At 66.2% G+C, this 14,576-nt stretch carries 18 protein-coding genes; 12 read left to right on the forward strand and 6 right to left on the reverse strand.

Annotation, left to right across the window (positions count from 1 at the left end):
- Positions 1 to 232 precede the first annotated feature (232 nt).
- Positions 233 to 2,026 (reverse strand): 2-isopropylmalate synthase, encoded by a 1,794-nt coding sequence (leuA, locus tag OH799_RS25960; RefSeq protein WP_406269082.1) that lies wholly within the window; start codon positions 2,024 to 2,026, stop codon positions 233 to 235.
- Between the two features lie 245 nt (positions 2,027 to 2,271).
- On the opposite strand from leuA, the gene OH799_RS25965 reads away from it, so the two are divergent.
- From OH799_RS25965 to OH799_RS25995, 7 genes are all read left to right on the forward strand, one after another.
- Complete coding sequence (locus OH799_RS25965) at positions 2,272 to 3,039, forward strand: sulfite exporter TauE/SafE family protein (protein WP_406269085.1); 768 nt, start codon at positions 2,272 to 2,274, stop codon at positions 3,037 to 3,039.
- Positions 3,040 to 3,057: 18 nt separating this feature from the next.
- Positions 3,058 to 3,165 carry a DUF1272 domain-containing protein gene (locus tag OH799_RS25970; RefSeq protein ID WP_406282574.1) on the forward strand — a complete coding sequence of 36 codons (108 nt, stop codon included), beginning with the start codon at positions 3,058 to 3,060 and terminating at the stop codon, positions 3,163 to 3,165.
- Positions 3,166 to 3,170: 5 nt separating this feature from the next.
- Entirely contained in the window at positions 3,171 to 3,227 is a 57-nt protein-coding gene (locus OH799_RS25975; RefSeq protein WP_406282577.1) for a DUF1272 domain-containing protein, read from the forward strand.
- The gene (locus OH799_RS25980; RefSeq protein ID WP_406269088.1) at positions 3,227 to 4,033 is read left to right on the forward strand and encodes an alpha/beta fold hydrolase; all 807 of its coding nucleotides are present in this window, start codon (positions 3,227 to 3,229) and stop codon (positions 4,031 to 4,033) included. The genes OH799_RS25975 and OH799_RS25980 overlap by 1 nt, the downstream gene beginning before the upstream one ends.
- Positions 4,034 to 4,067: 34 nt before the next feature.
- Positions 4,068 to 4,700, forward strand: coding sequence for an alpha/beta hydrolase (locus OH799_RS25985; RefSeq protein WP_406269091.1), 633 nt, complete (start codon positions 4,068 to 4,070; stop codon positions 4,698 to 4,700).
- A gap of 63 nt (positions 4,701 to 4,763) precedes the next feature.
- Positions 4,764 to 6,401 carry a GMC oxidoreductase gene (locus OH799_RS25990; protein WP_406269094.1) on the forward strand — a complete coding sequence of 546 codons (1,638 nt, stop codon included), beginning with the start codon at positions 4,764 to 4,766 and terminating at the stop codon, positions 6,399 to 6,401.
- Between the two features lie 115 nt (positions 6,402 to 6,516).
- Positions 6,517 to 7,374 carry an ion transporter gene (locus OH799_RS25995; protein ID WP_406269097.1) on the forward strand — a complete coding sequence of 286 codons (858 nt, stop codon included), beginning with the start codon at positions 6,517 to 6,519 and terminating at the stop codon, positions 7,372 to 7,374.
- Here the strand turns inward: OH799_RS25995 and OH799_RS26000 are convergent.
- Positions 7,352 to 8,563 carry a low temperature requirement protein A gene (locus OH799_RS26000; protein WP_406269100.1) on the reverse strand — a complete coding sequence of 404 codons (1,212 nt, stop codon included), beginning with the start codon at positions 8,561 to 8,563 and terminating at the stop codon, positions 7,352 to 7,354. The two genes, OH799_RS25995 and OH799_RS26000, sit on opposite strands and share 23 nt — an antisense overlap.
- Positions 8,564 to 8,841: 278 nt before the next feature.
- Here OH799_RS26000 and OH799_RS26005 point away from each other — a divergent pair, with 278 nt between their 5' ends.
- On the forward strand, positions 8,842 to 9,093 hold the full coding sequence (locus OH799_RS26005; protein ID WP_406269102.1) for a hypothetical protein: 252 nt from the start codon (positions 8,842 to 8,844) through the stop codon (positions 9,091 to 9,093).
- Here the strand turns inward: OH799_RS26005 and OH799_RS26010 are convergent.
- On the reverse strand, positions 9,090 to 9,281 hold the full coding sequence (locus tag OH799_RS26010; protein WP_406269105.1) for a DUF1918 domain-containing protein: 192 nt from the start codon (positions 9,279 to 9,281) through the stop codon (positions 9,090 to 9,092). The two genes, OH799_RS26005 and OH799_RS26010, sit on opposite strands and share 4 nt — an antisense overlap.
- 64 nt (positions 9,282 to 9,345) lie before the next feature.
- Complete coding sequence (locus OH799_RS26015) at positions 9,346 to 9,924, reverse strand: TetR/AcrR family transcriptional regulator (protein WP_406269107.1); 579 nt, start codon at positions 9,922 to 9,924, stop codon at positions 9,346 to 9,348.
- A gap of 73 nt (positions 9,925 to 9,997) precedes the next feature.
- Between OH799_RS26015 and OH799_RS26020 the strand changes: the two genes are divergently transcribed.
- Both OH799_RS26020 and OH799_RS26025 read left to right on the forward strand, forming a co-directional pair.
- Entirely contained in the window at positions 9,998 to 10,573 is a 576-nt protein-coding gene (locus OH799_RS26020; protein ID WP_406269110.1) for a dihydrofolate reductase family protein, read from the forward strand.
- A 37-nt stretch (positions 10,574 to 10,610) separates the two neighbouring features.
- Complete coding sequence (locus OH799_RS26025) at positions 10,611 to 11,186, forward strand: dihydrofolate reductase family protein (RefSeq protein WP_406269113.1); 576 nt, start codon at positions 10,611 to 10,613, stop codon at positions 11,184 to 11,186.
- Here the strand turns inward: OH799_RS26025 and OH799_RS26030 are convergent.
- Together OH799_RS26030 and OH799_RS26035 are read right to left on the reverse strand one after the other, a co-directional pair.
- Positions 11,164 to 11,502 carry a hypothetical protein gene (locus OH799_RS26030; protein WP_406269116.1) on the reverse strand — a complete coding sequence of 113 codons (339 nt, stop codon included), beginning with the start codon at positions 11,500 to 11,502 and terminating at the stop codon, positions 11,164 to 11,166. The genes OH799_RS26025 and OH799_RS26030 overlap by 23 nt on opposite strands.
- A gap of 64 nt (positions 11,503 to 11,566) precedes the next feature.
- On the reverse strand, positions 11,567 to 11,980 hold the full coding sequence (locus OH799_RS26035) for a secondary thiamine-phosphate synthase enzyme YjbQ (protein WP_406269119.1): 414 nt from the start codon (positions 11,978 to 11,980) through the stop codon (positions 11,567 to 11,569).
- 162 nt (positions 11,981 to 12,142) lie between these two features.
- Between OH799_RS26035 and OH799_RS26040 the strand changes: the two genes are divergently transcribed.
- Both OH799_RS26040 and OH799_RS26045 read left to right on the forward strand, forming a co-directional pair.
- Positions 12,143 to 13,408: an aspartate kinase gene (locus tag OH799_RS26040; protein ID WP_357268335.1), complete on the forward strand. Its 1,266-nt coding sequence runs from the start codon at positions 12,143 to 12,145 to the stop codon at positions 13,406 to 13,408.
- A 3-nt stretch (positions 13,409 to 13,411) separates the two neighbouring features.
- Positions 13,412 to 14,446 (forward strand): aspartate-semialdehyde dehydrogenase, encoded by a 1,035-nt coding sequence (locus OH799_RS26045; protein ID WP_406269123.1) that lies wholly within the window; start codon positions 13,412 to 13,414, stop codon positions 14,444 to 14,446.
- The last annotated feature ends 130 nt before the right edge of the window (positions 14,447 to 14,576 follow it).

The following is a 14,576-nucleotide window of genomic DNA, read 5'->3' on the forward strand; positions in this document are numbered from 1 at the left end:
GGTTCTGGTCGTCTGGTGTCACGGTTCCCCCATCTGCTCGGGAATTCGAGCAGAGAGCTCGGCGCTTGAGTGCGGATCCACGCTAGCACGGGGTTCGATGCCTCGTGTCGCGGTATCCGCGGCCGATGGGCCGGACACCACGCGGCCCACATGTGGCCTCCGCCAGCACGATAGAGCCGGGCGCCGCGCAGTCGATCTGCCGCGGCACCCGGCTCTCGCGCCGTTCCAGGAATCAGTGGGTGCGGTTGACCGCGGACACCACCGCGCGCAGCGACGCGGTCGTGATCGAGGTGGCGATGCCGACGCCCCACACCACCTTGTCGCCGATCGCGCATTCCACGTAGGCCGCGGCCTGGGCGTCGTCGCCCGCGGACATGGCGTGCTCGGAGTAGTCCAGCACCTGAACGTGGAAGCCGACGGCGGCGATCGCGTCGACGAACGCCGCGAGCGGTCCGTTGCCGTTGCCGGTGACCTCCTGCTCGACGCCGTGGACCTTGACCACCGCCACGATCGAGTCGACCCCGCCGTCGGTCTCCGACGCGGTGACCTTCTGGCGCATCCGCTCCAGTGGGCGGATCGGACTCAAGTACTCCTCGTGGAAGACGTCCCACATCTCCTTCGGTGTGACCTCGCCGCCCTCACCGTCGGTGATCTGCTGGATCGCCTGGGAGAACTCGATCTGCAGCCGCCGCGGCAGAGCCAGCCCGTGGTCGGTCTTCATGATGTAGGCGACGCCGCCCTTGCCGGATTGCGAGTTGACCCGGATGACGGCCTCGTAGGTGCGGCCCACGTCCTTCGGGTCGATCGGCAGGTAGGGCACTTCCCAGACGACGTCGTCCACGTCCGAATCGGCGGCGTCCGCCGCGGTCTTCATCGCGTCCAAACCCTTGTTGATGGCGTCCTGATGACTGCCGGAGAAGGCGGTGTAGACCAGGTCGCCGCCGTACGGGTGGCGCTCGTGCACGGGCAGCTGGTTGCAGTACTCGACGGTGCGCCGGATCTCGTCGATATCGGAGAAATTGACCTGCGGGTCGACGCCGCGGGAGAACAGATTCATCCCCAAGGTGACAAGGCAGACGTTGCCGGTGCGCTCACCGTTGCCGAACAGACAACCCTCGATCCGGTCGGCACCCGCCTGGTAACCCAGTTCGGCGGCGGCGACCGCGGTGCCGCGGTCGTTGTGCGGGTGCAGCGACAGCACGATGGAGTCGCGGCGGGCCAGGTTGCGGCTCATCCACTCGATCGAGTCGGCGTAGACGTTCGGGGTTGCCATCTCGACGGTGGCGGGCAGGTTGATGATCAGTGGCTTGTCCGGCGTCGGCGCGATGATTTCGGAGACCGCGTCGCAGACCTCCAGGGCATACTCCAGCTCGGTGCCGGTGTAGGACTCCGGGCTGTACTCATAGCGCCAGTTGGTGTCCGGGTAGCGCCGCTCTATCTCCAGGCACAGCGCCGCGGCATCCGTGGCGATCTTCTCGATAGCCGCCCGGTCGGCGCGGAACACCACTTTCCGCTGCAGGATCGAGGTGGAGTTGTAGAAGTGCACGATCACGTTCTGCGCGCCCGCACAGGCCTCGAAGGTGCGTTCGATCAGCTCGGCCCGACACTGAGTGAGCACCTGGATGGTCACGTCGTCAGGGATCGCGCCGTCCTCGATGATCTCGCGGACGAAGTCGAAGTCGGTCTGGCTCGCCGAAGGGAAGCCGACCTCGATTTCCTTGTAGCCCATTCGCACCAGCAGGTCGAACATGCGCCGTTTGCGGGCCGGGCTCATCGGGTCGATCAGCGCCTGATTGCCGTCGCGCAGGTCGACGGCGCACCAGCCGGGCGCCCGGTCGATGATCTTGTTCGGCCAGGTGCGGTCGGGCAGCGTGACCGGCTCGACCTCCTCGGCGAACGGCCGATAGCGGAAGGTCGGCATCGACGAGTTCTTCTGCTTGTTCCAAGCAGGCTGGTCGGCGGGAGCGGGTTTGCCCGGCACGGTGATGGTGCGGGTGCTGGAAACGAAGGCGTCAGCAGGGGACATGGGCGATTTTCTCCGGAGGGTGTGGTGTATCCCAAAGGATATTCGGGTCGACCGGCGCGGCAATACCCCGCGACGGGAGCCGGTCTGATCAGACCCCGTCGCGGCGGCTGAGAAGAAGTGCCCGCTGCATGATGCGGGTGAGTTTACCGTGCCGCCATACCGCCGGGAAGGGCGGTCCGGTCGTCGGGTCATCCGACAACACCGCTAGCGTTCGGTCCGATAGTGGGACGTCGGAGGATTTTGCTATGACCTGGCTGGAGCAACTGGCCGTCTTCGGTGCGGGCATCGCGGCGGGCGGTATCAACACGATCGTCGGCTCGGGCACCCTGATCACCTTTCCCATTCTGCTCGCGTTCGGCGTGCCGCCGGTCACCGCGAATGTCTCGAACACCATCGGTCTGGTCCCCGGCGCGCTCAGCGGTGTGCACGGCTACCGCCGCGAACTCGCCGGTCAGCGGGCCAGGCTGCTGCGGCTGGGCACCGCGTCTTTGCTCGGCGGCATCACCGGGGCTGTGCTGCTGCTCGTGCTGCCCGCGGATGCGTTCAAGGCTATCGTGCCCATCCTGATCATCGCGGCACTAGTGCTGGTCGTAGTGCAGCCGCGGCTGGCGCGCTGGGTCAAGCGACAGCGGGAGAACGACGACGCCCCCGCCCCGGCACACGGCGGCCCGATCCTCTTCGCGGCGATCTACGCGACGGGCGTCTACGGCGGGTACTTCGGCGCCGCTCAGGGCGTGCTGCTGATCGGGTTGCTCGGCGTGTTCGTGCACGAGGATATCCAACGCCTCAATGGAGTGAAGAACGCGCTCGCGCTGATCGTGAACGGGATTTCCGCCTCGATCTTCATCGTGGTGGCGGACGTGAACTGGCGGGTGGCCGTGCTGATCGCGCTCGGTTCGATCATCGGCGGTCAGCTCGGTGCGAGGATGGGCAGGCGGATGCCGCCGACCGTGCTGCGCGCGGTCATCGTCGTGGTCGGCGTCATCGCGGTGGTCCGGTTGTTGTCGTCCTAGGAGGAGGTGGTGTTGGCGATGCGCACCGCGTGCGAGCGTTGCGGTGCCGGCGTCGCCGCTGACGGTCCGGCCCGCATCTGTAGCTACGGGTGTGCACCTTCTGCGAACACTGTGGTGGCGAGCTGAACGATGTGTGCCCGAACTGCGGAGGGGAACTGGTGCCGCGCCCGCGGCGGATGCCTTCATAGTGGGGATCTCTGATTGGGCGCCGTGCGCGGAGCAGGAGCTGAGCAGGTTCCAGTGCGCGACCGCGGTGGTGCCTTTGGATTACGCGCACCCGGAAGGGCCGACACTCTCGCTGGCGGTTCTGCGCCAGCCGGCCTCCGACCCCGAGCTGCGGATCGGCACGCTGTTCGCCGGGGTCGGTGGTCCCGGCGGGGCGGGATTCCGCTGGGCCGCCGGCGGCGAACTGCTCGGCGGTGAGATCGCGCGCCGGTTCGACGTGGTCACCTTCGACCAACGTGGCGTCGGCCGCAGCGCGCAGGTCCGCTGCTTCGCGAATGCCGAAGAGCAGCAACGGTTCTGGTCCAGGGTGTCGATTCCGCCCGCGAATCCCGAACAGGAGCGGGATGCCGCGCGGGCCAGCCGTGAGCTTGCCGTGGGGTGTGCCGCGCACAGTGGCGCGCTGCTCGGACACTTGACCACTGTCGACGTCGCGCGCGATCTCGACCTGTTGCGGCGCGCGGTCGGCGACCCCAAGCTGAGCTACGAAGGCGGTTCCTACGCAAGCTATCTGGGTGAGGTGTACGGTGCGCTGTTCGGCGACAGGGTGCGCGCTGCACCTCGGCTCGATGATGGATCCCGACGCGTACACCAACGACACCCGCGGCGCGATCGAGAGCATGGCGGCGGGCACCGAGGAGGTCCTCGGCGAATTCCTGCGGTTGTGTGCCGATGCGGGCCGACCGCGCTGCGCCTTCGCCGCCGATGGGAGACCGAGTGCCACCGCGGCGCGGGAGGGTACCGGAGAACCGGACTTGCGCACCCGCAATGATGCTGTGCTGCAACATATTCGGAAGGAACCCTTGGTGGTCGGGGAAGGCGGGCGGGCACGGACGGTCACCTACTCGCAGGTGCTGCCGTCACACGCGCTCCTGCTGTACGACCCGAAGGAGGGGTGGCCTGCGTTGGCCCAGCTGCTCGCCGAGTTGGAGCGCGGTCCGGCCGGCGATCCCGATATCGTCGGCGAGATCCTCGCGGCCACTACACAATCGTTCGATTTTCTCGACTCGTTCACCGCGATCTCCTGCGCGGACAACACATTTACCCGCGATCCGTACCAATGGCCGACGCTGACAGCGGAACTCGCCCCCGTCGCGCCGAATTACGTTGCCTTCTGGATGTATCTGCGCCAGGCATGCGCCTCTTGGTCAACCCCGCCCGAGGGATACGCACAGCGCTATACCGGGCCATGGATCCTGCGCTCGGACACCCCAGCCCTGCTGTTCAACAACCAATTCGATCCAGTGACCCCATTGGCTGCCGCGCGCCATGCCCAGCAGGAACTTGTGAACGCCAGGCTGGTCGTCGTGGAAGGTGGTTACGGGCACACCACGCCCGGTGACTGTACCCGCCTGCTGCGCGAGCACTACCTCATTGACCTGCAACTTCCCGCCCCTGGCGCGACCTGCCGGGCCGATGAGCCGCCGTTCGGCGCATAGCTGCCGCGCGAATAATTGTTCACCGAACGGGAATGCCGGTAATCTGCGCACCGCTAGAACCTGATGACGGAGGTACCTGGGTTGCGTAGACGCGCCTTGTTCAAGGCGGCGGGCACGGCCGCGCTGCTCGGTGTCGCGGGATCGGCTTTCGGTACAACCGTCGCGTCCGCTGACCCCATGTGGGAGGGGCTGTTTCGCACCTGGGTGCCGGAGATCTTCGCACCGCTTCCCGATCCGCCCGAGCACTCGCCCGCGATCGTGATCGGCTCCGGCTTCGGTGCCGCGGTGACGGCGCTGCGCCTCGCTCAGGCCGGGATCGCCAACACCGTCCTGGAACGTGGTTCGCGCTGGCCCAACGATCCGTGGCGGGAAATCTTCACCGGCGATGACTTGCCCGACGGCCGCGGCTTCTGGCATCGCACCCACTTCACCGGCGTCACCAAGATGCCGATCGGGTTCGCCGACTTCGGCGGCGTGCTGGATTGCACCGAATACCCGGGTATCGATGTGTGGCGGGCGGCTGCCGTCGGGGGCGGCTCGGTAATCTTCACCGGCGCCATGGTCGCCCCGGAACGCCGCTTCTTCGACCACGTCTTCGGCGGCACCGTCGACTACGGCGAGATGGACCGCGTGTACTACCCGCGGGTGCGGGAAATGTTGCGGCTGAGCCCGATGCCCGCGGACATCTACAATTCCTCGCCGTTCGCGCATTCCCGGGCCTGGGACGACCAGGTCCGCAGGGCCGGCTATGAGCCGCGGGCGAACGACTCGATCTTCACCTGGGACATTCTGCGCGCCGAACTCGCCGGAGCAAGCAGAGCCTCGGCCACGGCGGCACGGAGCAATCTGGGCAACTCCAACGGCGCCAAGTTCGACCTGAACCAGAACTACCTGAAGTATGCGCAGGACACCGGCCGCAGCATGGTTTACCCCGGCCACCGGGTCGACGCCATCGCGCAGGAGCCCGGCGGCCGCTACTCGGTCACCGTGACGAAACTGGCGCCCACCGGTGACGTGCTCGCCACACGGACGCTCACCTGCGATCGGCTCTTTCTGGGTGCGGGCTCGGTCGGTACCTCCGAGCTGCTGGTCCGTGCCCAGGCCACCGGTGCGCTGACGCATCTCAACGAACACATCGGCGACGGGTGGGGCACCAACGGCGACGTGGTGCTCGCCCGCGGCGCGAGTGCGCTGGCCGGCCATGGCCAGGGCGTGCCGAGTGCGAGTCGAATCTTCGACGAATCAGGCGCGCCGCTGACCCTGGAGAGCTGGTACATCCCCGGCATCCCATTCGAGACCGGCGCGCTCGCCTCCCTCGGTATGGTCCTGGACCCGACGCGCGCCAGGTTCGGCTACGACAGGGCCACGAACGGCGTGGGGCTCAGCTGGTCCACGAAGAACCGGGACGAGATCGTGGGCGCGGCGAAGGCGGTCGACCACCGGATCGCCGAACGTGCCGGAGCGCTCCTCGAGTACAGTGCGCTCGGCTACGACGCGAATGCGCTGTTCACCGCGCATCCGCTCGGGGGGGCTGTGCTCGGAAGGGCCACCGACAACCACGGGCGCGTGCATGGCCATCCCGGCCTGTACGTGATGGATGGCGCCGCGGTCCCCGGCAGCACCGGAACGGTCAACCCGTCGCTCACCATCACCGCATTGGCCGAGCGCAATATCGAGGCGATCATCCGCGCGGGCCGCTGAGTCCGCCAGCGGCGGCGCCGCGACCGCATCTACGGCCCGGAATTGCCAGCAGTGCCGAGCGGGCTGTCGGCGTACTACTGTCGGCGACACCGTTCGGCGTCGAAGGGATCCCTCAGTGTCCGGCTCCACCAGCTCGCGCATAGATAGCTACGGTCTCCGGGAAGTGCCGGAGCCACAGGAGTTTCCACGCAAGCCGCCTACGCTGTGGACCGATTTCCTGATGCTGACGCTGGCCGTGGTTTCCGTGGTGTTGGTCGCCTGGATCACCTTCTTCCCGGTTTCCGGCCACATCTATCACACGATCGTGATTGTCGACTGGACGGTGTGCGCGGTGTTCGCCGCGGAGTTCCTGTGGCGCTGGCGGCGTGCGGGCTGGCCGTGGACCTTCCCGTTCGTCTACTGGTACGAGGTCCTCGGCATGATCCCGGTGACCAGCCCGTTCTTCCGCGGCTTCCGCCTGTTGCGGATCGTGGTGATCGTCGTCCGGCTCGGCCGGGTGGCTGACCGGGTCTTCGGCGACCGGGTGACCGCCGCGGTGGTGAACCGGTTCGTGGTGACCATCGTGGATACCATCCGCCGTCCGATGACGATCGCTGTGATGGACGAGGTGGTACAGGTCCTGCGCACCGGCCACTACACCCGCAATATCGCGGCCGCGCTGGAGGAGAACCGTGCCGAGCTGGACGAGATGATTCTCGACCTGATCAAGAAGGACCCGCAGGCAGGTCGGGTGCGCTACATCCCGTTCCATGACGAGATCATTCGGCTGATCGCCGACACGACGTTCCGCATCGTGTTCCAGGTTCTGGAGGATCCCCGCACCGACGAACTAGTCTCGGATATGTTGCGCGAGAATATCGATCAGATCCGTGAGGCGGTCCGCGACGGCGTTAGGGTGCCACCGTCCGCGTATGGTCCGACGCCTGCGGAAAACGGCGTCCGGCACCAGATCAGGCGGGTGTCGCGTGCCTGATCTCGTCCCTCGGCTGCGCGAATCGGACGGTTTCCCAAGCGATCAGCGCGATCAGCACCACGCACAGCAGCGCAAGTGATGCCAGCGCGGGCAGCGCACAGGCCAGCGGCACGAGCGCGAGCAGCACCACGACAGTGACCACTCGGGACACCGTGACGGTGCCCGTCGCGTAGTGCTTGAAACCGACCAGTGCGATCAGATACACCACGACACCGCCGTATAGCGCGTACAGCGGAATTCCGTACAGCGCGTCGGTCAGGGTGTGGTGCGACGAGTCGCCGACGTAGTAGAGCACTTTCTTCAGTCCGAGTGACAGCCCGATGATCCCGACGATCATCGGGAAATGCCAAAAGGTATAGGAGCCCCGCGCGATTTTGATCTGTCGCGCACCTTCGGCGCGCACGAGTTCGTGTTCCACCGACAGGGCGGCCACGTCGAAATACGCCCACCACAGCAGTCCGGAGATAGCGAGACCCAGCATCGAGCCGACCGCGATCGGCCAGGAGATCGGTAGCCCCGCCACGCCGATGCCGATCGAGACGATCGATTCACCCAGCGCGACGATGACGATCAATCCGTACCTCTCGGCGAAATGGGTGGCCGAATTCAACCGCCAGTCGGTGCCGGCGAACAGCGTCCACAGATAGTCACCCGCGATGGCGGCGACCCACAAGACGATCTGCACGACGCCCGACGTCATCGCCGCGATGACCAGCAGTGTGGTGCCGAGGGTGATCGAGCCCAGCGCCCAGCGCAGCACCTGGTTGCGCAGTTGCGAGTCCTCGGAACTGGCCAGCAAGTACATACCGACGTGTACCAGTCGCACGATCAGGTAGGCGATCGCGAAAACCAGCGGGCCGAACCAGCCGCCGGGCAGGTCGCGGAATGCCTCGGGGATGGTGAGCGCGGCGATGAGCCCGGCGCCCATCGCGACGAACATCGCGAGCCGTGCGATGCCCTCGTCCGCGCGGACCGTGTTGCTGAGCCAGGAATAGGCGATCCACAACCACCACATCAGGGCAAGCACGAGCAGCGCACGCAGCATGTTCTTCGCGCTGGTCTCCCCCGCGGCCAGGTCGGTGACCATGGTGAATGCGAAGACGAGCACCAGGTCGAAGAACAGCTCGAGCTGGGTTACCGAGGCGCCTTCGGCCACCGGCTGGAACCGAACTCGTTTGGAACCGATCATGGTGCACATGGTCGCACCCCGGTCGATTCGGCGCCGGTCCGATTGGCCGTGTGCCGCTCGATTTCACTCGAGGCACGCGCCCACCTTTTGTTATGCGCTCTCGCTATACAATTTCGTAGGCAGTCGATTCTGGGCTGACGCGGCCCACGTGCCGTTATTCGCTCGAGATCGGCGACCGGCAAAGGTGACCGACTTCGAGATGGAAGGTTCAACCGAAGCGGTCCGACCCTGCGACCATCCGGTTACCATCGGGAAGGAATCGGCCAACGGACGGTGCTGTGCAGCCCGTCGGAGTGATCCCCGCCGCCTCGGTCGGTGGCGGGGGTGGTGGCACCGGCGACGGCGCCGATGGCCGAGGTGAGGGTGAAGGCGTGGGCGCCGAGCTCGTCGGCGCGTTCGTCCTGCGCGACGGAAAGCTCACTTGGCACCCTGCCCTGGACGTCAACGCGATCATCGCGACGGTCGGCAAGGTGCTGATCGCCGGGATTGTTGCCTTCGCGGTGACGCGCCGCGGCAAGCGGCGCGATTAGTCCGACCCGTTGTGTTCGACGATCGCGTCGGGTCCGGGATACACCAGCGACTCGTGGCCGTCGGTGAAGCGCACCACGTAGGGTGGCGTCCCGTCCGGCCCGCGGACCTCGATGATCTCGCCCTCGCGGTCCCCTTCTCCCACAACGTGGCCGTGCACGCAGAGTCGGTCTCCGACATTCGCCATCATCGCCCTATTATCGAACGGAGTGAGGCCAGTCACAACCACCCCGCGCCAGGCGGCGTGGCGCGTCTCAGGCGTCCGGGCTGATCACGCGTTCAACGGCGGCCTCGATCAGGTCCTGGCCTTGTTCCTCGGTGAACACCTCGGGCAGCGTCAGCCGATCGACTATCAACCAGTTCAGGGCCAGGTAGAGCAGTAGCACCGACTTCTCGTCGCCGGGCAGGCCCGCCTCCACATGGTTGCGCACGTTGAATTCGATGTCCTTGCGTACCCGCTCGGTCAGCACCGCGCGCAGTTCCGGACGCCGGGTCGCTTCCAGGCGTAGTTCGAGCAGTGCCAGATAGCCGGTGCGGAACGCCTCGATGCGCCCGGTGGTCTCCTTCATCAGTTCGGTGATGTTCGCGCGGGTCTTCGGCCCTTCGCTCAGCTTGGCCATGGTGGCCGCGCTCGGCTGTAGCCGCTCGTAGAACCGGCCGCCTGCCTGGGTCAGCAGGTCGTCGCGGTTGGCGAAGTAGTTCGACGCCGTGCCCGCTGGCACGGCCGCCTCCTTGTCCACCGCGCGAAAGGTCAGACCCCGCGCACCGTCACGCGCGAGGACTTCGATCGCCGCGTCGAGGAGCGCCTGCCGCCGCTCCGGATTGGTCCGCACTTGACACCACTCCATTCGTAGTACTACTTTCAGATCACTACGGGCAGAGTACAACGGTTTAGGCGGTACTGGTATGCGAAAGCTTGTCTACTACGTCGGTGTGTCCCTCGACGGCTACATCGCAGGCCCGGCAGGGGAGTGGGACTTCTATCCGTTCGACGCCGAGATGGTGGCTTGGATCAAGTCCGAATATCCGGAGTTCGTCCCCACCCATGTGCGTTCGGATGCCGGAATGGCGGTGGATGAGCCGAACAAACGGTTCGACACCGTGGTGATGGGCCGCGGGACGTACGAGCCCGCGCTGTCGATCGACGTGACCAGCCCTTACGCCCATATGAAGCAGTACGTGGTGTCGAGGACGCTGGGTCGGATCGACGATCCGGCTGTCGAACTGATCGAGCGGGACCCGGTCGAACTCGTACGACGGCTCGAGCAGGAAGCGGGCGGTGATATCTGGCTCGCGGGTGGAGGCATGCTCGCCGCCGAACTGCTCGGCGAACTCGACGAGATGATCATCAAGAGCTACCCGGTCGTAGCAGGTGGGGGCGTGCCCGCCTTCTCGGGTGCGTTCCGACCCACACTGTTCACCCCGGCCCGGCGCAGAGAATTCGGCAACGGCGCGCAGGTCACCTGGTTCACCAGAGCCTGACCCTCTGGCACACGACGTCCATCGAAAGAGGTATCCCATGCGAAAACTCATCTACTTCGTCGGCCTCTCGCTCGACGGCTATATCGCCGGCCCGAATGGAGAGATCGACTTCTACCCCATCGCGGACGACATGTGGGAATGGATGCGCGCGGAGTATCCCGAGACGCTGCCCACACACGTTCGCCCGCATATCGGCCTGGCCGTGGACGCCCCCAACCAGAAGTTCGACACGTTGGTCATGGGGCGCGGTACTTACGATCCGGCCCTGGCCATCGGGGTGACCAGCCCGTATGCGCATATGAAGCAGTACGTGGTCTCGAGCACCCTGGGCCGGATCGACGATCCGGGCGTCGAGCTGGTCGATCGCGATCCGCTCGATCTGGTTCGCACGCTGAAGCAGCAGGACGGAATGGACATCTGGCTGGCTGGCGGCGGCAAGGTGGCCGCCGCGCTGCTGCCGGAGGTTGATGAGCTCGTGATCAAGAGCTACCCGGTCGTCGCGGGCACCGGCGTGCCCGGCATCGCGGGTGAGTTTCGCCCGACTATGTTCCGTCCGACCGAGCGCACGGAATTCAGCAACGGCGTACAGGTCACCTGGTTGACCAGAGCCTGACACCGCGCCGTGTTCGCCTGCCGAGGCGACCACCGTCATAGGGCTTCGGCGGGTCCGCTCGGGGCGGAGCGCCGAGCCCTGTGGCCGTCAAAGCCGGTGCACCTCCACAGCCGCGTGGACCCAGTGCCAGTTGACCGGTGTCTTTGGCGTCCCATTTGTAGCGGTACACGCCGTACAACGCGAAGGTGTCACCGGAAGGGGCAGCCGCGACGTCGTACGCCTGGACTCCCCATCCCTTCGAGTAGAGCGCGGTCAGGTCGATGCGGTGGGTGTTCACCAGCGAGTCCGGCAGTAGCAGGGGAAGCGTTTGCGCCATGGAAGCCATTTTCTGCAGAGCCACTGACAAATAGTCCAGCAGGACACTTCGATCCACGCAGACGTCAGCCCGCGTCGGCGAGGAACGACAGCCGCACTTGCCGGTCCGGATTGTCGACATTGAGATCGACCAGTGCGATCGACTGCCAGGTGCCCAGCGCAAGCGTGCCGTCGAGTACCGGAATCGTCGCGTAGGGCGCGATCAGCGCGGGCATCACATGCGACCGACCGTGCCCGCGTGAGCCGTGGGCGTGCCGCCACCGGTCGTCGGCGGGCAATAGATCCCGTAGCGCGGCAAGCAGATCGTCGTCGCTGCGAGCGCCCAATTCCAGCACCGCGATCCCGGCGGTGGCATGCGGCACGAAGATGTGCAACAGCCCGTCGCCACCTGCCTCGCGGACGAATGTCGCGCACTGCGGAGTGATGTCCTGCACCACTTCGCTGTGGCCCGTTCTCACCTCGAGCAGCATGCTCTTCATCTGCACATGGTCCCTCATTTTCGGTGGCGCGGGCGGCGCCGTCGGGATCCGATGCGGCTGGGGTCTTTGCACAGGCCGGGCAGGTAGTAAGAAAACCGCTGGGCCCCGCCGGTAGTCTGGGTGACTGTTACCTGCTGATTGTCGATCGGGGAGGACCCTGTCGTGGCTCTCGTTGTTCAGAAGTACGGAGGATCCTCGGTGGCGACCGCCGAGCGCATCCGGCGCGTCGCTGAACGGATCGTGGAGACCAAGAAGCAGGGCCACGAGGTGGTGGTCGTCTGCTCGGCCATGGGCGACACCACTGACGAGCTGCTCGATCTCGCACAGCAGGTCGCGCCGGCGCCGCCCGCCCGCGAGATGGACATGCTGCTCACCTCCGGTGAGCGTATCTCCAACGCGCTGGTCGCCATGGCGATCCACTCCCTCGGCGCCGAGGCCCGCTCGTTCACCGGCTCGCAAGCGGGCGTCATCACCACGGGCGCGCACGGTAACGCGAAGATCATCGACGTGACCCCGGGTCGCGTCCGCGACGCGCTCGACGAGGGCCTCGTCGTGCTGGTCGCGGGCTTCCAGGGGGTGAGCCAGGACAGCAGGGACGTCACCACGCTGGGCCGCGGCGGTTCGGACACCACCGCGGTCGCGCTGGCCGCGGCGCTGCACGCGGACGTCTGCGAGATCTACACCGACGTGGACGGCGTCTTCACCGCCGACCCGAGGATCGTGCCCGACGCGCAGCGGCTCGAGCAGGTCTCCTACGAGGAGATGCTGGAACTCGCGGCCTGCGGCGCCAAAGTGCTGATGCTGCGCTGCGTCGAGTACGCCCGCCGCTACAACGTGCCCGTGCATGTGCGCTCTTCCTACACCGACAAGCAGGGCACCTACGTTTATGGATCGATGGAGGAAATCCCCTTGGAGCAAGCACTCCTCACCGGCGTCGCGCACGACCGCAGCGAGGCCAAGGTGACCGTCGTCGGGCTGCCGGACGAACCGGGCTTCGCCGCCAAGGTGTTCCGTGCCGTAGCCGACGCCGAGATCAACATCGACATGGTCCTGCAGAACATCTCGAAGGTCGAGACCGGCAAGACCGACATCACCTTCACACTGCCGAAGAGCGAGGGCGCCCGCGCGGTCGAGATGCTGACCAAGCGCCAGGACGAGATCGGCTTCTCCCAGGTGCTCTACGACGACCACATCGGCAAGGTTTCCCTGGTCGGCGCGGGCATGAAGAGCCACCCCGGTGTCACCGCCACTTTCTGTGAGGCGCTGGCGAAGGCGGGTGTGAACATCGACCTCATTTCCACATCGGAGATCAGGATCTCCGTGCTGGTCAAGGACACCGAACTGGACGAGGCGGTCAAGGTGCTGCACAAGGCCTTCGATCTGGGCGGCGACGAGGTGGCCGTGGTCCACGCGGGAACAGGACGGTAAGCCATGGGAATTCGAGTAGGTGTTGTCGGCGCGACCGGACAGGTCGGTGCCGTCATGCGGAAACTGCTGCAGGAGCGCAACTTCCCGGCTGACGAGGTACGGTTTTTCGCCTCCTCGCGTTCGGCGGGCAAGACGCTGCCCTGGCGCGGCCGCGAAATCGTCGTCGAGGACACCGAGACCGCCGATCCGTCCGGGCTGGACATCGCGCTGTTCTCCGCAGGTGCAACCATGTCCCGGGTGCAGGCCCCGCGCTTCGCCGCGGCGGGCGTCACGGTGATCGACAACTCCTCGGCCTGGCGCAAGGATCCCGAGGTCCCGCTGGTGGTCAGCGAGGTCAACCCCGAGCAGGCCCGCAACCTCGTCAAAGGCATCATCGCCAACCCCAACTGCACCACCATGGCTGCCATGCCGGTGCTCAAGCCGCTGCACGATATCGCGGGCTTGCGTCGTCTGATCGTGTCCAGCTATCAGGCGGTGTCCGGCAGCGGCCTTGCCGGTGTCGACGAGCTCGCGAGCCAGGCACGCGCGGTGATCGGCGATGCCGAGAAGCTGACCCACGATGGCCGCGCCGTCGACTTTCCCGCACCGAACAAGTACGTCGCGCCGATCGCGTTCAACGTGCTTCCGTTGGCCGGGTCGCTGGTCGACGACGGCTCCGGCGAGACAGACGAGGACCAGAAGCTGCGCAACGAGAGCCGCAAGATTCTCCGCATCCCGGATCTCGCGGTGAGTGGCACCTGCGTGCGCGTCCCTGTCTTCACCGGACACTCGCTGTCGGTGAATGCGGAGTTCGCCGAGCCGCTTTCGGTCGAGCACGCCAAGGAGATCCTGGCGAAGGCCCCCGGCGTGAAGCTGGTCGACGTGCCCACCCCGCTGGCCGCCGCGGGCATCGACGACTCCCTTGTCGGCCGTATCCGCCAGGACCCCGGCGTTCCTGACGGCCGCGGACTCGCGCTGTTCATCTCGGGCGACAACCTGCGAAAGGGTGCGGCCCTCAACACTATTCAGATCGCCGAGGTATTGCTCAGCGACCGCTGAGAACAAGGGCTATCAGGGCTGAGCATCCCTGGTCGGCGCGCTCAGTCCCAATACCTCTGAACCACAGAACGCCTCCAGCAAAGGTGCGATCTCACCGAGAACCGGGCAGTTCCTGGAGTGTCGCGAAGTG

The organism is Nocardia sp. NBC_00881 (genome assembly GCF_045207455.1).
Lineage (GTDB): Bacteria > Actinomycetota > Actinomycetes > Mycobacteriales > Mycobacteriaceae > Nocardia.